Below are 25044 nucleotides of genomic sequence, written 5' to 3'. Positions count from 1 at the left end.
ACCGTGCCCCACATGGGCAAGCATCGTGCCCCAGTTGGGCAAGCACCGTGCCCATTTATTGAAGAATTGTAGAGGTGTGACAAATCAATGTGTTGCATGTCTTTGCACACTTCCAAGTCAGAAGACTCTGGAACAGTACTACGGCATGTAGCGCTACCCGATTCCTCGACTATATACATGGAACATACCCCGATTCATTGGCGAGATTTTCAGAGAATTGCTTGCATATCTCAAGTATTTTGATGAATTTTGTATAAATGTTGTACGTACGATGGTTTGAACTTAATGTTTGAGCACCACTAAGTTGGTATAATCAGCGATATGTACAACCTTTTACTCATATTTATCAACTTAAATTAATTCCGCCAACGGATTAAGACATAATCTATAATATGAAATTAACATCTCTCATACTGATAGTGCAATTTGGGACAATGCAAATAAACGCCCAAACAATCGCCATAAACAAGACGACAACGTTCTCATACGACTTAAATGGTAACATAACAAGTCGTAAAGGCATTACTATACCATCTTTGAAGCCAAATGACGGGAACAACCGGATTGACATATCCGGCGATATTTCTATCATCGGCAAAGACAACAAATTTACCATTGACCTTAAAAAGGACTATGGAACAACTGCAACATTGCAAGTGAGCGATTTGTCTCCGATCGTGGTAAAATCTGCAGAGTTCAACAAACGTACATATACTGTTGACATGAATGACTGCCCGTCTGGAGTATATATATTTAATATTAAAGTAGCCTGTAGCGAAGCTACAAAAAAAGTCATAAAAAACTGAATTTGTGTATGAAGGTAAAAAATCTGTATATACTGCTGTTCATACTGGTAACTTCCAACCTGTCGGAAAAAGATACGGTAGGCAAGACGGCAGACAGTTATGAAGTAACTCCTAACGGCCAATTTCATTACGAGATGCCTATATCCGTAGCTTCAGGTACAGGAGGCATGTCTCCGCAACTGTCCATTGTATACGACAGTTCAAAAGGAGACGGCCTGTTTGGCCGTAGCTTTGATCTGTCGGGCATATCTCTTATAAGCCGTGTACCGCGCAACCTTTACCGCGACGGCAAGGCTGACATCATACACTTTGACGAAAGTGACCGCTTTATGCTTGATGGAGCGAGACTGACCATTGTAAATGAAACTGCAGAGTATCGTGAATACCGGACCGAAAACAACAGCTTTTCCAAAATCATAGCGGAAGGCAACAAAGCCAATCCTTCAAAATTCACGGTCTACACAAAAGACGGACTGACGAGAGAATATATAAATGCAAAGAACCTTAGCGGGAGGAATAGCAACAATCTGTTTTGGCTTGAGACCAAAGTGACAGACACGAAAGGCAACTATTACAGGATATCCTACAATTCGGACTGTGAGAACAACGAGTTTCTCCCGGAAAGGATAACATATACCGCAAACGACAAGGCCGGACTTTCCCCCTATGCATCAATACTCATCACGTACAAGACCTGCTGCTCTCCTTGCGCTTTCATAAGCGGACAGAAGGTAAAGAAATCGCATGTAATAAACAGGATAGACTGTAAATACGGCGAACAGCTTGTAAGAAGGTACGATATAGACTATACCATTGCCAACAATGAACATCTGGTCAGAAGCATAAAAGAGTCAACAGCCAATGACAGGAAAAGGCCGACATCGTTTTCATGGAACAACAATGAGTGGAACGGTACAACAAACCTTGGCGCAACGACATACACCAATGCGACATTGGCAACAGCAGTTACCGGCGATTTCAACGGCGACGGCAAAACTGACATGCTTGTACGCCCAGACTACAGCGACAGGCTTGATTTCCAAATCCTGCTTAGCGACGGAAAGTCTTTTACAAAAGCTTATGAAGGCAATTTTCTCACACCAGAAGAAGAGCATAAACGAAGATACATAACTTCGGTCGTAAGCGGCGACTTTAACGGCGACGGATATGACGACATTGTTGTGGAAAGGGGCAGTCACCCATTCTATATGATAGACCTTTATCTGTCGGATGTTGACGATGCCGGAAACTACAGCCTAAAATACGAAAAAGGCATAGTGCCTGCACTGGAATCGAAACATTCAATTTACGCCACGGACATAAACTGCGACGGGGCTGCTGACCTGATTGTCCGCGGAGGATACGCATCGAGCGATTACTGCATGCTTGTTTCCGAGTCTTCGGAGAACGGCATAACCCCATTGGTCAGACAAAGCGAAATAGAGTTCATTTCCCAAGAAGATATATGGGACAGACCATGCCTTGTAGATTTTGACGGTGACGGGACAGTAGAGATTCTAAACATGCATGACAACAATACCGGCAACCTTTATACAATAGACCACAATGGAAAACTTGTAAAATCAAACGGTTTTGATTTCGGAACAAGTTATTACTGTATGGGAGATTTCAACGCTGACGGAAAGACCGATGTGATAACTATGGGAACGACCAGCAAGCCTGATACCGGATGGGAAATGAATTTTTCAACAGGTATAACTGGAGAAAATGAAAAGTCTTTCGTCTCCGAAGCCATTACGAGCCTTTTCAATCCTAAGAACAAGCAGATTTTTGTTGCAGACATTAACGGTGACGGTTTTGATGACCTTTATGTAGTAGGGGAAAAGACCAACAAGAATCAGACATGCCCAGTAAATATATATATAAATGACCGGACTGGGAAAAACTTTTCGCATTATACAGGAAGCAACACAGTTGGAACAGACAAAGCCAACTTCCGTATAGCAGATTTCAACGGCGACGGCAAAGCAGACTTCATTTGTTATCCAAACAGCAAGGGTTCATCTGTTCCAATAAGCCTGCATGTCTCGACAAATACCGGTGACAATGCGTTGACTTCCGTAACTGACGGACTGGGAAACCACACAAATATTAAGTATGCGAAACTGACAGATGGACAGGTGTTCAGGCGCGGTACGCTCAAGTCTTATCCGTTTGTTTCGGCAATATGTCCATGGCCCGTGGTAAAAGAAATGTCCGTCTCAGACGGCATAGGAGGCATGTCCACGACAGGTTACAGATATAGCAATTTGATTACCCACAAACGAGGCAGAGGAATACTTTGCTTTGAAGAAATGTCAGCAAATGACTACAACACCGGCATCATCACGACAAAAGGCTACGAGATACTGAAAGAGACAGCAACACCGGTATTGAAGTATTCAAAGACGATGCTTGACGGTAAAATCCTCAACGATGCCTTCTACAAGAATGCCATAAGCTATCAGTACAATGACGGAAAGTCGGAAGTGGCATACACGTACTATCCTCAATGCGTAGAGGAAAAGTCATACGAATATAATTCCGGGCAACTTGTATCTCACAAGCTTTCAATCTTTGAACAGGACAACTTCGGCAACACGACAAAGTCGACTGTTATAAGCGGCAGAAAATCTGTTGCCACGGAAAATGTCTACTACAACAATGAAGACAGATGGATTTTGGAACGACTGACAAAAGCAGCGGTGACGAAATCCGAAAACGGTGAGAGCCAGACCTTGACTTCTGAATTCAAGTACGATTCTGACAGTGGATTGCTCATAGAAGAGGCATTTGAACCAGAAGATTTACATGGCTACAGAAAACAATATGCTTATGACGTGTTCGGAAATATCACATCAGACGTGACAATACCAAACGACCGTAGTTACGAGCCACGCGGTTCGGAATCGGAATACGACAGAAACGGAAGATTCATTACAAAAAGGAGAAACGCCCTGTCGTTTTTATCGTCATCAGAAACCGACGAAGCCCTCGGAGTGGAGAAAAAAACAGTTGATGCCAACGGACTCGCCACGTCATACGAGCACGACTCATTCGGAAATGTAACGGCAATAAATTCTCCTCTTTCAAATACGTCAATAACGTCAGACTGGAGCAACGGCAATGCGCATGCTCCGCAAAATGCCGTATACTTCACGAGGACGGACAAGGCGGGCAGTCCGTTCGCCATGGAGTTTTTCGACAGTCTCGGCAGAACTGTCCGTAAGGTGACGGAAAACATAGAAGGAAAAACAGTCTACGCAGATGCAGTATACAACCGTAAAGGTCAAATCATATCAAAGTCTGAACCATATTTCGCAGGCGATGTCCCGCTATGGACGGAGTACGAATACGACAATGCAGGAAGGACTATAAAGGAGAAAAAACCGGACGGAGCCACGGCAACCATGAGTTACAACGGATTGACAACCAGCGTGACTGACGCTAACGGCAACACTTCTTCAAAAACTTACGATATGGACGGTAACCTTGCCGTGAGTACAGATGCCACGGGCAACACGGTAACTTATAAATATGATGCAAGCGATAAATGCATTCAGATTACGGGACCGCGGACAACGACAACTATTGAATATGACAAGTTCGGCAACAGGACAAAGCTCTCTGACCCAGATTTGGGCACCATTGAATACACCTACACTCCATACGGAGAATTAGCAAGCCAGACCGACAGCAAAGGTACTGCCGAATACGTATATGATTTGATCGGTCGTATTACAGACGAGAAACGTAAGGATTTCACATACTCCTATACTTATGATGCAGAATGGAAAGGGGCGTTGTCTGGTGCTGCATGTTCCAACGGCATTGCCAGGGAGTTAAGTTATGATTCTTACGGAAGAGTCGTAACTGAAAACGAAAGTATATTCGGCAACACTTATACAACACGAAGAACCTATGACAACTTCAGTCGCCTGTCAACACTGGAATATCCTTCCGGTTTCAAGGTGCGTAACAACTATGCGCCAACAGGTTATCTCGAGTCGGTATCGTCAGCCGACAATACCAAGAATTACTGGAAGGCAGTCAGCAGCAACGCTGCAGGACAGCCGCTGTCAGAATCCTTGGGCAACGGAATGGGTATAGACATGGCATACGACACGGCAGGAAGAACTGTCAGCATACAGGTTCCCGGAATCCTTGCCAGGTCTTTCTCGTACGACTCTAATGGGAACCTAAACGGCAGGTCTGACAATATCCGCAACCTGACCGAAACATTCAGCTATGATTCTCTTGACCGTCTTACAGCTGCAAGCGACAACAGAGGACACGTAACAGATATTAGATATGACGGAGCCGGCAACATTACTTACAAAACTGGTCTCGGCTCTGTCTATTATACCGACGGCACCAATAGGATAAGCAGTGTCAAGGGAGAGAAATACACTCTACCTGTATTTGACGATATAAAATATACCTCGTTCAACAAAATATCCAGTTTAAGGCAGAACATTTCAGAAAATCCGCTCAGATACAATACTCTGTCCATAGACTACGGAGTGGACAAAGAAAAGAAGGTGGAATTTACCGGCACTTTCATGGGCGGCTGCGGTCAGAACTTTGAATATCATTACAAGAACGCAAAGACAAGAATCTATGTCAATGACTTTTTCACCGAAGAGACGGCAGGAAACAGTACCAAAAGCCTGAACTATATATTTGCCGGCGGCAAGGCTGTTGCTATCCACGAGATTGCCGGCAACGGTGAAGTACACGACACATACCTGCATCACGACAACCTCGGCTCTGTAATTGCGTATAGCGACGGGAGCGGCAACCTGACAGAAGAGCTAAGCTACGACGCTTGGGGAAGACGGCGTGATCCGAACACATTGGACTACTACACTCTCTCGAACGATAGCATTTCAGAATACAATACAGGATTTACCGGTCACGACCATATCGACATGTTCAGCCTTGTCAACATGGAGGGAAGGATGTACGACCCTCTCGTCGGCAGATTCATGTCGCCAGACCCGATAGTGCAGATGCCGGAATACACGCAGAGTCTCAACCGCTATGCCTATTGTATAAACAATCCTCTGTCGCTTACTGACCCGACAGGCTACAGTTGGATAGGCGACACCTTCTCCGCTATAGTAGGAATAGCTGTAGGGCTTGAAACTGGCGGTCTTGCGTCTGGTGTCTACGGCACTGTCATTGGCGGCATGGCTGGCGGAGCATCCTCAGCTTTGGTCAATTCCATCATCAACGGAGCCAACCTTATGCAGACGGCAAAGAACACCTTTACAGGAGGTTTCTGGGGAGGCGTGAGCGGTTTCGCAAACTTCGAGATCGGGAACCTTGAAAACGTGTACATGAAGATTGCCGCCCACTCCGTATCGGAAGGAGCTATGGAGGGAATACGCGGTGGTCACTTCGAGCACGGTTTCTTTACAGGTATGGCATCTGCAGCAGGCGGCAGCTTATTGAATGGCGGGATATGCGACAGACTGTCGGCTGCCGAACGTATTGCTGTCAATGCCGCACTCGGAGGGATTGTATCAGAACTCGGTGGGGGAAAATTTGCAAGTGGTGCTATGACGGCGGCTTATGTGATGATGTTTAATGAGTTGAAACATGTTGGACCTACTTACAGACAAATAGAAAAAATATACAATGCAGAGATTGAAAGCAGAAGAGATTTGTCTCCTAAAGAATTTTACCAATCATTAGGTGGTGAAATCGCTCAAAAAGCAAAAAACGGAAATTGGGAAAATGCATGTGCTGCTAGATTAAGTTATGCTATGAACAAAAGTGGATTAAAAATTCCTTGCATAAAGGGGATTACCCTAAAAGATAAATTTGGCAAAAATTATTTTACTTTAGCATCTGATATGATAAAATATTTTAATAAAATTTGGGGTAACGGAATTGTATGCAATAATAAAAACATAAGATTAAATAATGGAATAACAGGGCAAACAGGCTTTACAAATGCATCTGGGCATGTTGATGTCGTATATAACGGAAAAGCAGCCGGCGGAGAACATGGAGCTGTATACTATTATAATGAAGGTGCACATACATTAATATGGAAATATGGAGGATTTAGAAAATGAAAAAAATATTAATATTCATTACAATTTCTTTTGTCATCTCATGTGTATGTTGGACTAAACCAAATGATAAGGAGATGGTTATTATAAAAGAATCTTACGATTATGGCAGTAATCATGCAATAGAATTATTTGTCAAATATGAAAACAACATTTCAGCATATTCATTCATCTTTTCAAAGGAAGCAAATGAAATATCATTATATATTGACCGGAACACTTCATTTAAAAGATACAATATGTATTCAACCCCCAAAGATACATCATGTTATTCTAAGGTTGTGTCACAACGCAAATATACATTATGCGATTATAAATCTTTTTTAAGACAATTAAATCTTTGCCTAAACAAGGCACAAGACTATTATAATCTGAAATGTCTTAAATCTATTTATTTTCAGACATCTGATTTACAGGAAAGAACAAAAGAATTTACTACATTTTTATATAAAGAAAAGATTTACAAAAATAATATGTGGTACACTGATGAACAAATTATTTCAGCCTTAAACAAAACATCATTCAGGAATGATTTAAATAATATGCTAAGGAAATACGGCATAAAATGTAACTGTTTCAACTGTGACGGATTGGCTCTCGTACAAACAAGAAAAGACATATTGCAAGAATATTTATATGAACCTAATATTAATATTTTGGTTATTGTTCCCATTGTTGCACATATTTCAAGTATTAAATGACTAATAACAAAATCAGAATACTCCATTAAAAGACATAGAAGTATAATAAAAGGAATATGGCACATAAAAGTTTCTTGTTCTTTTCAGCTTTGGTCAATTCCATCATCAACGGAGCCAACCTTATGCAGACGGCAAAGAACACCTTTACAGGAGGTTTCTGGGGAGGCGTGAGAGGTTTCGCAAACTTCGAGATCGGGAACCTTGGAAACGTGTACATGAAGATTGCCGCCCACTCCGTGTCCGAAGGGGCTATGGAGGGAATACGCGGAGGGCACTTCGAGCACGGATTCTTTACAGGTATGGCATCCGCCGCCGGTGGCGCAGCTTTGAACGGCGGAATGTGCGACAGACTGTCGGCTGCCGAACGTATTGCTGTCAATGCCGCACTCGGAGGGATTGTATCAGAACTCGGTGGGGGAAAATTTGCAAGTGGTGCTATGACGGCGGCTTATGTGATGATGTTTAATGAACTGAAACATGGTGGACCAACTTACAGACAATTAAAAAAAATATACGAAATAGAAACTGCCAGTATTGAAGCAATGTCTCCCCAAGAGTTTTATCAAATGTTAGGTGGAGAAATTGCACAAAAGGCTTTGGAGTATAATTGGGAAAATGCATGCGCTGCTAGACTATCTTATGCAATGAATGAAAGCGGTTTAAAGATTCCTTATATAAAGGGAGTTACAAGTAAAGATATAAATGGTAGGAATTATATAACACTGGCATCAGACATGAAAAAATATTTCAATAAAATATGGGGAAAAGGACTTTATTGCAAGAAAGGGTGGACATTGAAAAACGGAATTACCTTTCAAAATAATTTAGCTGATGTTTCTGGTCATGTAGATGTTGTATATAAAGGTAAATCAGCGGCATATGCTACTGAATATCATAAAGAAATGAAAACTGTAGAAACGATAATTTGGAAATATTGACATTATGAAATATTATATATATTTATTTGTATTCTTTTTATTTTCTTGTTCTAATCACCATTCACTGGATAATGTCGCAGTAAAACAATTACCTGATTTAGGAGATTTGACAAAAAGAATGGAATTTTATGTGGTATCTGAAGATTCAGCTTCCGCCTATTCCTTTATTTTTTATAATTATGGATTGAGAATGTTAGGAATGTCCATTCATTATGATTTGGATGGTAAAGAATCTGACAATGAGTCTGAAGTTTTGTTTGATGATACGACAGCAGTATCTAAGTTCCAGAAAGCCAAAAGAACGAAGTATAAGAAAAATGATTACAATACTTTTTTACATGAATTTTCTTGTTGCATGAAAAGGGCATCTTCTGAATATGAATTATCAGAATTAAAACAAATATTATTTGAGCTTACTTGTTTTCAAGACAAATCTTATGAAGTTGCAAAAAGTATAATAAAAAATAACAATACAAGAAAGCCTACTTATTCAGAAGTAGAAAAAGCTATAAACAATACTTCCTTAAAAAAAGATTTTGATAATATTTTAAAGCAATATGACTTAAAAACATCTAAAATAATTTGTGGGGACAGCCCTATTATTATATTTAGAAGAACAGATTTAACAGACTTAGGAAAGAGAAACTATGATAGAGAATTGGGATTGTCCGTCCTCGTCAGAATTAGACTTGATAAATTAAGTTTGCCGTAAACCCTTTTCATCAGCAAACCATCCAGACAATAGGCTGACAATTGCCAGACAGCCAACTGCTTGGATGTCAGAATATTACAACAAAAAACCAGACAATCTGACAGTTTTTCAGAAATTCTTGGTTTTACTGAGAATCAGTGCTATGGGCAACTTTTTACTCGTATCGACCAACTTAAACCCAAATCGCTTTCTATGTTAATATCCAAATGTTTTGACCATTATTTTCAATTTATGCTGAGATTTTATATTCAGGGGTGAATGTTTGGCGATTTCTGACCATGGCTGTGACCAAATGTACAAGTTTGTTCTTGACATTGTTCAGTGCAACCTGCTTCTTCTTTCCTCGTTCTACGAGGCGCATGTAGTACCTCGCCATAATGGGATTGAAGTTGACGGCAGCTAGTGCCGCTTGCGTCAGCATGGCCTTTATCTGGCGGTTAGCCATATAATGTACATGCGGATCGGAATGCACACTGGTTCCCGAATCTTTGCCAAATGGAGCTAGGCCGTAATAGCAGGCAATCTTGCGTGAGTCGTAGTTGAAACGCCGGAAGTTGTCGGTGTACACCATCAGGCACACAGCGTTCTGCGTTCCTATGCCAGGCACCGAGGTCACGATGGTGAACACCTCGGTGAGTTCCTCGTCCGACTTGATGAGATCGGCAATGCGCTTATCTATCTTCTCTATCTCCTTATTGAGTTCAGAGACGATGTGCCGTCCGCTCTGCGAAATCATTGTCTTGACTGGCGACTTCTCCATAGTGAGTCGCTTTTCGCCTCTACGCACCTGGAAACTGCATCTGTGTCTTACGATCATCTGACGGTATAGGAACAGCTCACGCAGTTGTGTAAGCGACTCGCTAAGAGGCTCGTACATAACGGCTTTATCGTAATTCCTCATGGCGTATTCTGCAATCATCGAGGCGTCAGCACGGTCAGACTTCAATCGTCTAAGACCAGATGCGTCTTTGATGCTCTTTGCGTTCTCAAGCCACATGTCGTAGCCTTTACCGTAGAGGAAGTTGCACAGTCCCTTGCTGTAGTCGCCCGTGTTCTCGCCACAGAAGAGCCACAAGGACGAGTCGATACCGCAGGAATTCTGCTCAACCCACTTGACCAACTGCCTATAGCCAGACACGGTTGTCTTGAACTCGTTGAACACTCTAGCAGCGGTTTCTGCCAGTCCGTCTGCAAAAAGGATAGCCACATCAACTTTTTCTTTCGAAAAATCAACTCCGATAAATAAATTCTTCATAACTTTGTACGAGTTATATTGTGTAGAATTGGTCAATAGTTGTATGGACTAACACTCTAACAAGGCTCAGAGCCGATAACTTTCTATCTGGTCTTTGCAACTATGTCGATGAGGACCTAAACGATTTATAGCTTTACGGCTGGGTCATTAGCTGGTTTACCTCTTCGACAGACCGATTCTACCTTTTTACAACAAAGGTACGAAACTGTCTTTAGCAATCATAGTTTTACCTTGATTATTTTGGAGTTTATGCGACTTCGTCGCAATCTTCTGCAAACTTAGAGGTCATTAGGGCTTGCAGTCTTTCGCTTTTTATAAGACGTCTTGAATTCAGATGCCGCATGATATTTTTCTGACAATGTGTAAGGCTGACAACTCCGTTGTATATATATATCGGTATGGGATAATGACACAAATTCAGCATTGAGAGTGAAAATACACGTGGTTTTCAATATGTAATGAAATTATTTTGGGAAAAAGCTTTGAACTTTCATTAAAGTTTCCGAACTTTGCATTACTTTGTTGAAAAGCATGGCTCTTTCTATGTCCTGTGCATAGCCGGAGCTTCTTGGATTAAGACTAATAAATGAAAAATCATTCATCAATACTGTAAATTCTATGGCAGAAAATTTGGAAGTAAAAGAGTTGGAGCAGGTAGTAGTACGCTTCTCAGGCGACTCAGGCGACGGTATGCAGCTCGCCGGTAACATCTTCTCCACGGTTTCAGCCACCATCGGCAACGGAATCTCAACATTCCCTGACTATCCGGCAGACATCCGCGCCCCGCAAGGATCGCTGACCGGCGTATCTGGTTTCCAGGTTCACATCGGTGAGGGAAAGGTTTATACCCCTGGTGACAAGTGCGATGTGCTGGTGGCTATGAACGCCGCTGCATTGAAGACACAGTACAAGCATGCTAAACCACAGGCTACAATCATCATCGACACCGACAGCTTCGGTCCCAAGGATCTGGAGAAGGCAGAATTCAAGACAGCCGACTATCTCGCAGAGATGGGCATCGATGAGGATAGAGTAGTGGCTTGTCCTATCACAAAGATGGTGAAGGATTGTCTTGCCGACTCCGGCATGGACAACAAGGCCATCATGAAGTGTAGAAACATGTTTGCTCTCGGTATCGTATGCTGGCTCTTCAACCGCGATGTCACTCTCGTTGAGAATTTCCTGAGAGAGAAGTTCGCCAAGAAGCCTCAGATCGCCGAGAACAACATCAAGGTGGTTAACGCTGGTTTCAACTACGGACACAATACTCATGCCGGTGTGCCTGCTACATACCGCATCGAATCAAAGAATAAGGTGAAAGGCCGCTATATGGACATCACCGGCAACAAGGCAACAGCCTACGGTCTTATCGCCGCTGCCGAGAAAGCTGGCATGAAGCTCTTCCTCGGTTCTTATCCTATCACACCGGCTACCGACGTGCTCCATGAGCTCGCAAAGCACAAGTCACTCGGAGTGACCACCGTGCAGTGTGAGGATGAGATTTCCGGTTGTGCAAGTGCTGTCGGCGCATCATTCGCCGGAGCTATGGCAGCCACATCAACTTCTGGTCCTGGCGTTTGCTTGAAGTCAGAGGCTATCAACCTCGCCGTTATCGACGAGCTGCCTCTCGTCATCATCGATGTGCAGCGTGGTGGTCCTTCTACAGGTCTGCCTACAAAGAGCGAGCAGACAGACTTGCTGCAGGCTCTCTACGGAAGAAACGGTGAGTCTCCAATGCCTGTAATCGCAGCTACAAGTCCTACCGACTGTTTCGACGCTGTCTACAGCGCAGCAAAGATTGCCGTTGAGCATCTCACACCGGTATTGCTCCTCACCGACGCATACGTTGCCAACGGTTCTGCAGCCTGGAAACTTCCTAACATCGCTGAGCTTCCTGAGATTCATCCTCACTATGCTCCAGAGAGCATGAAGGGCAACTACACTCCATATAAGAGAGACGAGGAGACTCTCGTTCGCTATTGGGGTATCCCAGGACGTGAGGGCTTCACTCATATCCTCGGCGGACTGGAGAAGGACAGCGACACCGGAGCTATCTCTACAGATCCTGAGAACCACGACAAGATGTGTCGCCTGAGAGCAGGCAAGGTGGCTCGCATCCCTGTTCCAGACCTTGAGGTATTGGGCGACAAGGACGATGCAGAACTGCTCATCGTAGGCTTCGGCGGTACTGCCGGACATCTCTATTCAGCTATGGAAGAGCTGCGCAAGAAGGGTCACAAGGTGGCTGCTGCACAGTTCAAGTTCATCAACCCGCTGCCAAAGAACACCGCAGAGGTGCTCATGAAATACAAGAAGGTGGTAGTGGCAGAGCAGAACCTCGGTCAGCTTGCTGCCTACCTGCGTGCCAAGGTTGACGGCTTCGTGCCATACCAGTTCAACCAGGTTAAGGGACAGCCATTCGTTGTAAGCGAGTTGGTGGAAAGCTTTGAGGAAATCATTAACAAGTAATATAAACGTCTAATTTTTCATTGACAATGTTCACAATACAAGATTATAAGAAAGGACAGCCACGTTGGTGTCCTGGTTGCGGCGACCACTTCTTCTTGGCTTCGCTACATAAGGCGATGGCAGAATTAGGCGTTCCGCCATACGAGACAGCGGTAATCTCCGGTATCGGATGCTCAAGCCGTCTGCCATACTATGTTAATACCTATGCGATGCAGACCATCCACGGACGTGCTGCTGCCATCGCTACCGGTGCCAAGGTAGCCAATCCGAACCTCACCATCTGGCAGATCAGCGGTGACGGCGACGGTCTTGCTATCGGTGGTAACCACTTCATCCACGCCATGCGTCGTAACATCGACCTGAATATGATACTTCTGAACAACCGTATCTATGGACTCACAAAGGGACAGTATTCTCCTACTAGTCCACGCGGTTTCGTCAGCAAGTCTTCTCCATTCGGTACTGTAGAGGACCCATTCCGTCCGGCAGAGCTTTGCTTCGGTGCAAGAGGTCGTTTCTTTGCACGTGCCGTAGCCACCGACGCTGCAGGAACTGTAGAGGTGCTGAAAGCTGCAAAGCAGCATAAGGGTGCTTCTGTATGCGAGATTCTGCAGAACTGCGTTATCTTCAACAACGGTGTTTACGACTCTATCTACAAGAGCGAGGGCAGAAAGAAGAACGCCATCTACGTGAAGCACGGCGAGCCGCTGATCTTCGGTGAGAACAACGAGTTCGGTCTTGTGCAGGAGGGCTTTGGTCTGAAGGTAGTGAAGATCGGCGAGAATGGCATCACAGAGAAGGACATCCTCGTTCACGACGCTCACTGTGAGGACAATACCCTGCAGCTGAAGCTCGCCATGATGGACAACGAGCATGGATTCCCAGTGGCTCTCGGTGTAATCCGCGACGTAGAGGCTCCTACCTATGAGACTGCCGTTGCTGAGCAGATTGAAGAGGTGAAGGGTAAGAAGAAATATCACAACTTCATGGAGCTCCTCGAAACCAACGACATTTGGGAAGTGAAATAAAGGGCATACGCTTTTATTATTCTTATATGATGCCATATTCCTCATATCAATATATGCGGGATATGGCATTTTGGCTTTTTTTATAACAGATGGAATACTGGACTTTTTGCTAAACCAAAGACTTTTAGATATGACACACTACATCAAATCATTTATTGCGGCAACGATGGACGAAGGCAAGAAATGGATGATAATCAGCGGCGGAGGCGGAAAGGCCGGGGGCTTGAAGGTAGACACCAATACAAGTAGCAATCCATTCGCAGGACTACAGTTTGCCAGACTTTATTTCGATGGCTTCTCTTCAATAGAGATGGATAAAAAGACGTATCGCGTACAGATCACGGGTGTGGGAGCAGACGGTTCCATCACCTTAGGCAAGCTTGAGGCGTTCTCGCCGCAGTTCGGATGGGTGAAAGGACAGGACCGCCGGCTCTACAGCACCAAGTTTGTTTCTTCAAAGATGGTGACGCAGGTTGACAATGGAGGCTTGGCAGAAGGCTATTTCGAAGGTGTGGTGATGAAACCGGCGGAGCGCCGCGAAGTGGAATGGTCTACACCGAAGGTGTGGTTCGACACATTCCTCAAGAAGAATGGCATAGACTCAGATGCCATGTATGAGAGAATACGGCAGAAAACCATGGAACACTACAATAATTTCAAGGGCGTATACACCCAGTTCTGGGAAGATTGACGAAAATGCAATGATAAAGTTGGCACTTTGGTAGGTTTTATTTACTTTTGCCGAGTAAATTGGCATAGAGTGCGTCTTTGCGCTCTAATGCCAATATATATGATAAAATGATTATGACGAATTACAATATAAACGACTTTGAGATCATGGCGCCGGTGGGGTCGAGAGAAAGCCTCGCCGCAGCGATACAGGCAGGAGCAGACTCCATTTATTTCGGCATCGAGAAGCTGAACATGAGGGCACACTCTGCCAGCACGTTCACTATCGATGACCTTCGCGAGATTGCCGCCACCTGCAATGAGCATGGCATAAAGACCTACCTCACCGTGAACACCATCATTTACAACGAGGACATACCGCTGATGCACGAGATTGTGGATGCAGCCAAAGAGGCAGGCATCTCGGCAGTGATAGCCAGCGACGTGGCGGTGATGACCTATTGCAACAAGGTGGGACAGGAGGTTCATCTCTCCACACAGCTCAATATCTCTAACGTGGAGGCACTGAAGTTCTATGCGCAGTTTGCCGATGTAGTGGTGCTCGCCCGTGAGCTCAATATGAGTCAGGTGGCAGAGGTGCACAGACTGGCAGAGGAACAGAACATCTGCGGACCGTCAGGACAGCCCGTGCGCATAGAGATGTTCTGCCATGGAGCCTTGTGTATGGCAATCAGCGGCAAGTGTTATCTCAGTCTCGACAATGCCAACCGTTCAGCCAACCGCGGAGAGTGCATACAGCTCTGCCGCCGTTCGTATACCGTGACCGACAATGAGACCGGCACCCAGCTGGAGATTGACAACAAATACGTGATGAGTCCTAAAGACCTGAAGACCGTGCGATTCATCGACAAGATGATGAAGAGCGGAGTCAGAGTGTTCAAGATAGAAGGCAGGGCACGCGGTCCGGAGTATGTCTACACCGTGGTGAAGTGCTACAAGGAAGCCATACAGAGCGTTATCGACGGAACCTTTACGGAGGAGAAGAAAGACCAGTGGGACGAGCGTCTCGCCACCGTCTTCAACCGCGGCTTCTGGGATGGATACTATCTTGGACAGAAACTCGGAGAATGGAACAAGAACTACGGCTCTTGTGCTACGGAGAAGAAGGTGTATGTGGGCAAGGGAGTGAAATACTTCTCAAAGCTCGGCGTGGCAGAATTTGCCATCGAGGCAGCCGACTTCAAGAAGGGCGACAAGCTGCTCATTACCGGACCTACGACAGGCGTCATCTATATGAATGCCGACGAGATACGCTATGACCTGGAGCCCGTGGAAGAAGCCCGCAAGGGACAGCGCGTGTCAATGCCTGTGCCGTCAAAGGTGAGACCAAGCGACAAGCTCTTCAAACTGGAGCGGGTAGAGGAGTAAGCATATACGCCGCAACGCTCAAATGGATTTTCAACAACAATAAAATACACTACAATGACAATCAACGAAGCACAAGATGAAGTGATTGAGGAGTTTTCCGACTTCTCCGATTGGATGGACAAATACCAGCTGCTCATAGACCTGGGCAACGAGCAGGAACCACTCGACAACAAATACAAGACAGAGAGCAATCTCATCGACGGATGCCAGAGCCGCGTATGGCTGCAGGCAGACTATGTGGACGGAAAGATAATATTCACGGCAGAGAGCGACGCACTCATCGTGAAAGGCATCATAGCGCTGCTCATCAGAGTATTGAGCGGTCATACCCCACAGGAAATCCTCGCTGCCGACCTCTATTTCATCGACAAGATCGGTCTTAAGGAACATCTCTCGCCAACCCGCTCCAACGGTCTGCTCGCCATGGTGAAGCAGATACGCATGTATGCGTTGGCATATAAGGTAAAGAGTGAGGAGCAATGAGAAAGCTCAAGACGATAGAGATGCACCGTATGACGGTGAGCGACTTCAAGCAGAGTGACAAGATGCCGCTCATCGTGATGCTTGACGATGTGCGTTCTCTGCACAATGTGGGGTCGGTGTTCCGCAGCGGTGATGCCTTCCGTATCGAGGCGGTATGGCTGTGTGGCATTACCGCCACTCCGCCGATGCCGGAGATTCACAAAACGGCGCTCGGTGCGGAAGACAGTGTGGACTGGCGGTATTTCGACAACGCCACGGATGCCGTGGATGAGCTTCATGCCATGGGGTATCAGGTGTGTGCCGTGGAACAGTGTGAGGGCAGCACGATGCTTCAGGACTTTGTTCCGGATATCGGCAAGCATAAGGGCTTCGCCGTGATAATGGGCAACGAGGTGAAGGGAGTGCATCAGGAAGTGGTGGACAAGAGCGACTGCTGTCTCGAGATACCACAGTTTGGCACCAAACACTCGCTCAACGTTTCTGTCACGGCAGGTATGGTGATATGGGAATTTGCAAAAAGACTGATGCTCTGATGAGTGTCAGTATTTTTATACCTTAAATATCGCTTTTTTATACATCCCATCTTGCTATTTTATGTCGTTTAATCCAAAATACGGCCCATTCGTACCATAACCTGGAAATATGGGCTTGCAGATGCAGATGTTTTTGAATACCTTTGCAAGCAAGAAAAGTGGTAAGAATTTTATCAAACACGAAATCTAAACGAGAACTTGCAGTCCGTATCATTGCTGGAGGGAGCAAATGATGCGGACATTCTTTTGCAAATCAGATATCTGAATCATCCTGCATCATCCAGAGCCGCTCATCAGGGCTTGCTTGGATTATGTCTTTTTAGGAGAGTGGATTTTATTTGTCCATCATGTTTCTTGGATGATGCTCGAGTATTTCCTCCCGCAGCGTGTGCATGTCGATGTGGGTGTATATCTGAGTCGTTCCGATACTTTCGTGTCCCATCATCTCCTGTATTGCACGCAGGTTGGCACCGCCTTCAAGGAGCGATGTGGCAAAGGAATGGCGCAGCGTATGCGGACTCACGTTCTTCGTTATCCCGGCGGCAGCGGCGAGCCTCTTCACGATGGTGAATATCATTGCCCTTGTGAGATGTTTGCCGTGGATGTTCAGAAATACGTAGTCTTCCTCTCCCGGCTTTATCTTCATCACGTTGCGGTCTACAAACCAGAACCTCAGCTCCTGTATGGCGCTTTCGGATATCGGTACCAGTCTCTCCTTGTCGCCCTTTCCTATCACACGTATGAACTTCTCGTCGAGAAAGAGATCCGACATCTTCAGGTCTGTCAGTTCGCTGACTCTCAGTCCGCAACAGAAGAGCACCTCTATGATTGCCTTGTTTCTCTGTCCTTCCCATTTCTCCATGTCCACGGCAGCCTCCATCATGTCAATCTCCTTCACCGACAGCACCTCTGGCAGATGTTCCCCTATCTTGGGCCATTCCAGCAGTTCTGTAGGGTCTTCCTGGATATATCCGTCTATGAGCAGAAACTTGTAGAACGCCCTCACGCCGCTCAGAATCCTTCCCTGCGACCTCGGGCTTATGCCGATGTCGATGATGGCAGCGGCAAAGTTGCGCAGGTCATCCAGCTTCACCTCCGTCAGAGCCAGTCCCTCGCAGTTGGCATAGTTGAGCAGCTTCTGCAGGTCGTCCATATATGCCTTGAGAGTGTTCTCGGAGTAGTTTCTTCCCAGTTTCAGATATCTGCGGTATTGCTTTATCATCTCCGCATTGGAGTTGCCGTTGTCGTTCATGTCAGTTTGCGAGTCAATAGTTGTCCGAATGATTATTATTTTGTACTTTTGCAAATGTCAGCCACCCAAGTGCCTGCACTCCTCCGCCAGAGTATGCTATGCCCAGGCAGGAGAGAAATACAAGGCAAAGGTAATAAAAAGGCTGCAACAAACAAACTAATCCAGAAATATGAAGATACAAATAGTGAATGGTCCCAATCTCAATCTGCTCGGCGTGAGAGAACCGGGGATATACGGCAGCGAGTCTTTCGAGAGCTATCTGGCCAAGTTGCGTGAGCAGTATCCGGAGGTAGAGATAGAATACTATCAGAGCAATGTTGAGGGAGAACTGATAAACAAGATACAGGAGGTGGGCTTCTCTTTCGACGGCATAGTGCTGAACGCCGGAGCCTACACCCACACCAGCATTGCCCTGCACGACTGCATACGCGCCATAAAATGTCCGGTTGTAGAGGTGCATATCTCTAATGTCCACCAGCGTGAAGACTTCCGCCACCATTCCTTCATTTCCGCCGCCTGTAAGGGAGTGATATGCGGCTTCGGACTCAATTCATACAGACTGGCGATAGAAGGACTGCTGGACTGACCTGTTCCGGTTGTTTTACATAATGCGGAGCTCTGTTTTTTTTTATGAGCCAAGCAACCATAATCCCAAAACGGTCATAGGTTGTTCAATGTAGTGTTCCTGATGACCGGTTTGGAATAAAAAATCTTTTCCGTTCTTGGTATTTAAATCCGAAAGACGTAATTTTGCAACTTGCCCCCATTGTCACATCCATACCGTCGTGATGCGGCAGCGAGGAGACGGACAGGGGCATAAGACAAAAACGACAATAGTTTCACATATAATATGGCAAAAAACGACAATGGGCTGACGCCTATGATGCAGCAGTTCTTTTCGCTCAAGGCGAAACATCCCGACGCACTGCTGCTCTTCAGGTGTGGAGACTTCTATGAAACATACTGCGACGACGCCGTTGACGCAAGTCGCATCCTCGGCATCACGCTCACCAAGAGAAACAACTCTGGCACGAAACCGTCTACCGAGATGGCTGGATTCCCCCATCATGCCCTCGACACCTATCTGCCAAAGCTCATCAGGGCAGGTAGAAGAGTGGCTATCTGCGACCAGCTCGAAGATCCGAAACTGACGAAAAAACTCGTGAAGCGAGGCATCACCGAACTTGTAACGCCGGGTGTTGCCCTGACCGACAACGTGCTGAACTACAAGGAGAACAACTTCCTCGCAGCCATACACTTCGGCAAGGCATCCTGCGGAGTGGCGTTCCTCGATATTTCTACGGGAGAGTTTCTCACCACCGAAGGACCATACGACTATGTGCAGAAGCTGATAGGTAACTTCCAGCCAAAGGAGGTGCTATATGAAAGAGGCAAGAAGGCAGACTTCGAACGCTTCTTCGGAACAAAGCATTTCACCTTCGAACTCGACGAATGGGTGTTCAATGAACAGACCGCCCGCCAGAAACTGCACAAGCATTTTGAGGTGAAAAACCTCAAGGGCTTCGGCGTAGACCATCTCAAATGCGGTATCGTGGCATGCGGAGCCATCCTGCAATATCTGGAACTCACGCAGCATACACATATCAGCCATATCACGTCGCTATCCCGGATAGACGAGGAGCGATATGTGAGACTCGACAGCTTCACCGTGCGTTCGCTCGAACTGACACGTTCGATGCAGGACGGCGGATGCTCGCTCATCGACGTAATAGACCGCACTTGTTCGCCGATGGGAGCCAGAATGCTCAACAGATGGGTGTGCTTCCCGTTGCGCAATGCCGCCGACATAAACAAGCGGCTCGACGTGGTGGAGGAATTCTTCAAGGACACGTCACTCAGGGAAATCATCGACGAGAACACCAATGGAGTGGGCGACCTGGAACGCATCACAGCAAAGGTTGCCACAGGACGTGTGTCGCCACGGGAAATGGTGCAGCTGAAGAATGCCCTGCTCTGCATGCAGCCTATCAAGGATGCCTGCGAGCGGTCGGAAAACAAGACTCTCGCGCTGATGGCAGACAGGATTGACGCCTGCAAGGAACTTAGCGACAGACTGGAGATGGAGATAGAGCCAGACCCGCCACAGCTCGTGAACAAAGGACACGTGATACGCAGCGGAGTGGACGAGGAACTCGACCGCATGCGCGACATAGCATATAACGGCAAGGACTATCTGCTGAAAATCCAGGAGAGGGAGACAGAGGAGACCGGCATATCAAGTCTGAAAATCGGCTACAACAATGTGTTCGGATATTATCTTGAAGTGAGGAATATCCACAAAGACAAAGTGCCTGCCACATGGATAAGGAAGCAGACGCTCGCACAGGCGGAACGATATATCACCGAGGAACTGAAACAATATGAGGAGCAGATTCTCGGAGCCGAAGACAAGATACTGCAGCTGGAGACAAAGCTCTTCGGTGAACTCGTGCAGAACACCCAGCATTATATACACACCATTCAGAAGGATGCGCATATCATAGCACAGCTCGACTGTCTGCTCTCCTTTGCCAAGACGGCGGAGGAACACCGGTACGTGAGACCGCAGATTCTGCAAGACGACATCGTGATAGATATCCGTCAGGGCCGCCACCCCGTGATAGAGACACAGATGCCGGTGGGAGAGAAGTATGTGCCCAACGACATATATCTCGACGACAAGAAGCAGCAGATAATGATTATCACCGGACCGAATATGGCGGGTAAGTCGGCTCTGCTACGCCAGACGGCACTCATCACGTTGATGGCACAGATAGGATGCTACGTGCCGGCAGAGAGTGCCAAGATTGGTATCGTGGACAAGATATTCACACGTGTGGGGGCGAGCGACAATATCTCAATGGGAGAATCCACATTCATGGTGGAGATGACGGAGGCTTCGAATATCCTCAACAACGTGACGCCGCGCAGTCTTGTGCTCTTCGACGAGCTGGGCCGCGGAACGAGCACCTACGACGGCATCTCGATAGCTTGGGCAATAGTGGAATATCTGCATGAGCAGCCGCGTGCGGCAGCGCGCACCCTCTTCGCCACACACTATCATGAACTGAACGAGATGGAGAAGAACTTCAGCAGGATAAAGAACTACAACGTCAGCGTGAAGGAGATAAACGGCAAGGTGATATTCCTGCGCCGTCTGGAGCGTGGCGGATCGGAACACTCATTCGGTATCCACGTGGCGCAGATTGCCGGTATGCCGAAGAGCATTATCAATAGGGCGAACGTGATTCTCAAGCAGCTTGAGGCTGACAACAGTGGCGTGGGGGCAGCCGGAAAGGCGGCAGTAGACAATATCTCGGTGCCGGGCAGCGGTGAGCAGCTGAGCTTCTTCCAGCTCGACGACCCTGTGTTGTGTCAGGTGCGCGACGAGATTCTCGGTCTCGACATAAACAACCTCACGCCGATGGAGGCGCTGAACAAACTGAACGACATAAAGACGATTGTGGGAGGAAAATAAAGCAAGCATGAACGGGAAAGAAGAATTTTCAGAGAGAAACCGGAATAAAGGCGGTTCGAAGGTGTCTTCCGGACTCACTGTCCGTACTTTCTGTCCTACCGACGTAGAGGAAATGACACGGATATATAATCATTATGTCACTGAAACCACCGTCAGTTTTGAGACCGAGCCTCTTACTACTGGCGATATGTCAGAGCGCGTGAAGCATATCGCTGCCGAGTTTCCCTGTTTTGTGGCAGAGCAAGACGGTAGGGTAGTGGGGTATTGCTATGCCCATCTCTGGAAGGAGCGGGCTGCCTATTCGCATACCTGGGAGGTGACAATATATCTCGATGCGCAGCACACGGGGCATGGCGCAGGCTCTAAGCTGATGAACCTCCTGATAGAGGCTTGTCGCCAGACCGGCCGTTGTCATTCTCTCATAGCTTGCATAACGGCAGAAAACACGGGCAGCATAGCCTTTCATGGCAGTATGGGATTCGAAGAAGTTTCCTGTTTCAAGCAGGTGGGCTATAAACTTGGCAGGCGTCTCGATGTAGTGGATATGCAGCTGATGCTGTGATGAATAGTATGCTGTTCCGATGGGGATGTATGCTTGTCTGTTCCTCCATTTGTCCATTCGTTAACTTGTCAACTCGTCAACTTATAATAACACCATCATGACCAAGGTTTCTATCTATATGCCGGTATATAACGGCAGCGAATATCTGGAGCGCAGCATCGGTTCGGTGATCAGCCAGACCTTTGCTGACTGGGAACTTATCGCTCTCGATGATGAGTCGACAGACGACAGTCGCACCATTCTCGACGGGTTAGCCAGAAGGGACAACAGGATTCGTGTGTTCTCAAAGCATAACGACGGCAAGGGGAATACAGCCCGCAATCTGGCGATGATGGAGAAATGGGCGCAGGGAGAATATTTCTTCTATATGTCGCAAGACGATAGGATAGATGCTGATTTGCTTGAAAAGGCTGTGGGCGAGGCGGAAAAGCGCAGTCTCGACATCGTGATACCCGATATGCTGCTCGAATATGCTGACGGAACGACTTCTGCGGAACAAGGTTCTTATCCTCCGAATGGCGACCATTCCTTGGTGTTCTCCGGCAAGGAGGCTTTCTATCGTAGCATAGACTTTTCTATCCATGGCTTCGCATTGATAAACAGAAGGCTCATTGACGAAGACAGGCAGGACACCAACCATTACGACAGTGACGAATATAACACGCGACTACAGTTCCTCGCCGCCGGAAGGGTTGGTTTTTGCGATTCCACTTTCTATTATTATCAAGGCAACGAGAATGCCATCACCAAGCGTTTCTCCATCCGATGGTTTCAGCGTCTCGACACTGCCGTGATGATCGACAAGCTGTTTTCTGATACTTTCCACGACCACAAGTCATTCCCCAAGCTGAAATCCTGGCTTATGGCCATTTACATCACCCTCAGCGTGTCGTATATGCGTGAGTGGGCAAATATAAGCCCTGACGAGAGAAAAGCCGTTATAGCGCATTTCCGTGGCTTTGAGCGCAATATCAAGTTTGGTGGCTATAGAATGGCGGTATTGCGTCGCCTATCGCCATTGGAGAGATGTTTCGCCGTATGGTATTTCTTTTTCGGCACGTGTCGCAATATGAAATCGTTGTTCCGTATCTATAAGGGTAAATAATGCCAATGCAGTTCGGCTTTATCACCGCCAGAACAATCCTCCCTCTTTTGTTGTGCTATCCGACCAACTTCTTGAATTTTCCTTTCAGTTTCTCCATTATTGCCGTATGCTTTTTCACCACGTTGAGTGAGAACCATGCGTCGGCACAGAATATTAGCGTTCCGACAATACAATACAGCAGGTTGCTCTCGATGTGGGTGGAGGCGTAGACGCAGATGCCTACGGCAAGATGGAAGAGGATGGTTCGCACTACTGTGGACGACATCCTGTATTTGTATTTTATCCTGCATACCATCCTGGCGAAAAGCATTTCCAGCATATATGCCGTTGTTATGGCAATGCCGATGCCGAGCAGTCCGAACATGTTGAAACCCAGGATGACGAGGCTCGCCAGTACCACGTCGCTGAATATCTCTATCGTGAGGAAAGTCATGGAATTGCCCCTCGACAGTGCTATATATTCCAGCGGCAGGAACACTCCGCGGCCATACATCGAGAGCGCTGCCACCTGCAGCATAGGTATCACGGCGTTGAACTTGCCGCTATATAGCAATGGCAGGAGGATTGGCATGAAGAGGATGAAGAGGACGATGAGTGGCGACACGATGTTCATAGAAACTTCAATCTGGTTGTTCACCGTGTCGTTCAGTTTTTCGCCATGCGTCTTTATAGCCGACAGACGAGGATAATAGTCGGTGTCTATTGCCGTGAACACCATTCCGGCGTATGTGAAAATCATCACATACATGGCATTGTAAAGTCCTACGGTGTCCACATCCGAAGCGTTGCTGAGATACGCTCTGATGGCGAGTTCCGCACCGCTGCCGAGCATTCCTGCCACCACGAAAGCTATGCCGAGCCGCAGGAATGCCGTGCCTTCCTTTATGCAGTCGAGGCGGAACCGCATCTGTAGGGGGTAGAGCCTCAGGGAACACTGCAGCACTATTATTGCCTGCACCAGTGCCATGAGCACGAGCGATGGCACGATGCCTTTATAGTTGTATATCCAATATATAGGCACCGAGATGGCGAACACACCGATTGCCCCGTAGATAGAAGTTACGGCGAGGGCTTTCAGCCGCCGTGTGGCTTTCAGTATGGCGGTCTCTCCTACGGTCAGCGTGGTGAGTGCCACGACGGGCGACAGCAGCACGAAGTGCAGCGTGTGGTCGCCGAATGAGAAAGTCCAGTCGCTGAGCAGTGAACTGAGTGCGGCGCAGACCACGAGACCGAACAATGCCGTTATGAGAATCCAGTGGCGGAACACCTCAATCTCGTGTCTGAGCCACTTCTCGTCGCCGTTGTCGAATGCCATGGATATGTTTCTCACGGCACTGATGTGGAGACCGAAGTTCGTTGAGTCCACCACGAGCTTTATCGTTGATGAGAAAAGAGCCACGAGTCCCATACCCGCCGGACCGAGCAATACGGCAACTAACTTGTTGCGTACCAGTCCGATAAGGATATTGAGCATCTGCACGCCGCCGAACAGGCTCGTGTATTTCAGTATGTGTGAGTAGCTGTTGTTGCTGTTTTCCATCAAATTAACTAACGTGAGAAGGACTCAAATATTATTTAATT

The 25044-nt window shown here is 46.7% G+C and carries 18 protein-coding genes and 1 pseudogene; 15 read left to right on the top strand and 4 right to left on the bottom strand.

Features of this window, described 5'->3' with window-relative positions; genetic code table 11:
- Positions 1 to 178: 178 nt before the first annotated feature.
- Positions 179 to 341 (bottom strand): annotated as a pseudogene (locus CCC32_RS05045) (IS982 family transposase); the annotation flags it as partial.
- 51 nt (positions 342 to 392) lie between these two features.
- Between CCC32_RS05045 and CCC32_RS05040 the strand changes: the two are divergent.
- The 5 genes from CCC32_RS05040 to CCC32_RS05020 are packed head-to-tail and all read left to right on the top strand — an operon-like array spanning position 393 to position 9240.
- A complete protein-coding gene (locus CCC32_RS05040; protein WP_287072731.1) occupies positions 393 to 806 on the top strand; it encodes a T9SS type A sorting domain-containing protein in 414 nt (137 codons plus the stop codon).
- 8 nt (positions 807 to 814) lie between these two features.
- Entirely contained in the window at positions 815 to 6892 is a 6078-nt protein-coding gene (locus CCC32_RS05035; protein ID WP_287072729.1) for a T6SS effector amidase Tae4 family protein, read from the top strand.
- Positions 6889 to 7590 carry a hypothetical protein gene (locus tag CCC32_RS05030; RefSeq protein WP_278840966.1) on the top strand — a complete coding sequence of 234 codons (702 nt, stop codon included), beginning with the start codon at positions 6889 to 6891 and terminating at the stop codon, positions 7588 to 7590. The genes CCC32_RS05035 and CCC32_RS05030 overlap by 4 nt, the downstream gene beginning before the upstream one ends.
- Before the next feature lie 56 nt (positions 7591 to 7646).
- A complete protein-coding gene (locus tag CCC32_RS05025; protein WP_278840963.1) occupies positions 7647 to 8528 on the top strand; it encodes a T6SS effector amidase Tae4 family protein in 882 nt (293 codons plus the stop codon).
- Positions 8529 to 8532: 4 nt separating this feature from the next.
- Positions 8533 to 9240, top strand: a complete 708-nt coding sequence (locus CCC32_RS05020) for a hypothetical protein (RefSeq protein WP_278840962.1) — start codon at positions 8533 to 8535, stop codon at positions 9238 to 9240.
- 229 nt (positions 9241 to 9469) lie between these two features.
- On the opposite strand, the gene CCC32_RS05015 is transcribed toward CCC32_RS05020, so the two are convergent.
- On the bottom strand, positions 9470 to 10495 hold the full coding sequence (locus CCC32_RS05015; RefSeq protein WP_042517114.1) for an IS110 family RNA-guided transposase: 1026 nt from the start codon (positions 10493 to 10495) through the stop codon (positions 9470 to 9472).
- A 618-nt stretch (positions 10496 to 11113) separates the two neighbouring features.
- Here CCC32_RS05015 and CCC32_RS05010 point away from each other — a divergent pair.
- The 6 genes from CCC32_RS05010 to CCC32_RS04985 all read left to right on the top strand — a co-directional run bounded on the left by CCC32_RS05010 (position 11114) and on the right by CCC32_RS04985 (position 17066).
- Entirely contained in the window at positions 11114 to 12964 is a 1851-nt protein-coding gene (locus CCC32_RS05010) for a 2-oxoacid:acceptor oxidoreductase subunit alpha (protein WP_044073565.1), read from the top strand.
- A 26-nt stretch (positions 12965 to 12990) separates the two neighbouring features.
- On the top strand, positions 12991 to 13992 hold the full coding sequence (locus tag CCC32_RS05005; protein WP_022316903.1) for a 2-oxoacid:ferredoxin oxidoreductase subunit beta: 1002 nt from the start codon (positions 12991 to 12993) through the stop codon (positions 13990 to 13992).
- A gap of 130 nt (positions 13993 to 14122) precedes the next feature.
- Complete coding sequence (locus CCC32_RS05000; protein WP_287072725.1) at positions 14123 to 14683, top strand: hypothetical protein; 561 nt, start codon at positions 14123 to 14125, stop codon at positions 14681 to 14683.
- Positions 14684 to 14796: 113 nt separating this feature from the next.
- On the top strand, positions 14797 to 16050 hold the full coding sequence (locus CCC32_RS04995) for a peptidase U32 family protein (RefSeq protein ID WP_022316901.1): 1254 nt from the start codon (positions 14797 to 14799) through the stop codon (positions 16048 to 16050).
- Positions 16051 to 16104: 54 nt separating this feature from the next.
- Positions 16105 to 16533, top strand: coding sequence for a SufE family protein (locus CCC32_RS04990; RefSeq protein WP_044079883.1), 429 nt, complete (start codon positions 16105 to 16107; stop codon positions 16531 to 16533).
- Positions 16530 to 17066 (top strand): RNA methyltransferase, encoded by a 537-nt coding sequence (locus CCC32_RS04985; protein WP_042518078.1) that lies wholly within the window; start codon positions 16530 to 16532, stop codon positions 17064 to 17066. Before CCC32_RS04990 ends, CCC32_RS04985 begins: the two co-directional genes overlap by 4 nt.
- 334 nt (positions 17067 to 17400) lie before the next feature.
- On the opposite strand, the gene xerA is transcribed toward CCC32_RS04985, so the two are convergent.
- On the bottom strand, positions 17401 to 18318 hold the full coding sequence (gene xerA, locus CCC32_RS04980; RefSeq protein ID WP_042518080.1) for a site-specific tyrosine recombinase/integron integrase: 918 nt from the start codon (positions 18316 to 18318) through the stop codon (positions 17401 to 17403).
- Between the two features lie 169 nt (positions 18319 to 18487).
- On the opposite strand from xerA, the gene aroQ reads away from it, so the two are divergent.
- The 4 genes from aroQ (at position 18488) to CCC32_RS04960 (ending at position 23463) form a co-directional block, all read left to right on the top strand.
- Complete coding sequence (gene aroQ, locus CCC32_RS04975) at positions 18488 to 18904, top strand: type II 3-dehydroquinate dehydratase (RefSeq protein ID WP_287072723.1); 417 nt, start codon at positions 18488 to 18490, stop codon at positions 18902 to 18904.
- A gap of 264 nt (positions 18905 to 19168) precedes the next feature.
- Positions 19169 to 21796 (top strand): DNA mismatch repair protein MutS, encoded by a 2628-nt coding sequence (mutS, locus tag CCC32_RS04970; protein ID WP_044065687.1) that lies wholly within the window; start codon positions 19169 to 19171, stop codon positions 21794 to 21796.
- A gap of 7 nt (positions 21797 to 21803) precedes the next feature.
- Entirely contained in the window at positions 21804 to 22358 is a 555-nt protein-coding gene (locus CCC32_RS04965; RefSeq protein WP_287072721.1) for a GNAT family N-acetyltransferase, read from the top strand.
- A gap of 97 nt (positions 22359 to 22455) precedes the next feature.
- Entirely contained in the window at positions 22456 to 23463 is a 1008-nt protein-coding gene (locus CCC32_RS04960) for a glycosyltransferase family 2 protein (protein WP_287072719.1), read from the top strand.
- Between the two features lie 55 nt (positions 23464 to 23518).
- Here the strand turns inward: CCC32_RS04960 and CCC32_RS04955 are convergent, their stop codons facing one another.
- Positions 23519 to 25003, bottom strand: coding sequence for an oligosaccharide flippase family protein (locus CCC32_RS04955; protein ID WP_287072717.1), 1485 nt, complete (start codon positions 25001 to 25003; stop codon positions 23519 to 23521).
- Positions 25004 to 25044 lie beyond the last annotated feature (41 nt).

This window comes from Prevotella sp. LMAG:51 (genome assembly GCF_008680225.1).
Lineage (GTDB): Bacteria > Bacteroidota > Bacteroidia > Bacteroidales > Bacteroidaceae > Prevotella > Prevotella pectinovora.
This window is presented reverse-complemented; position numbering and strand designations above follow the sequence as displayed.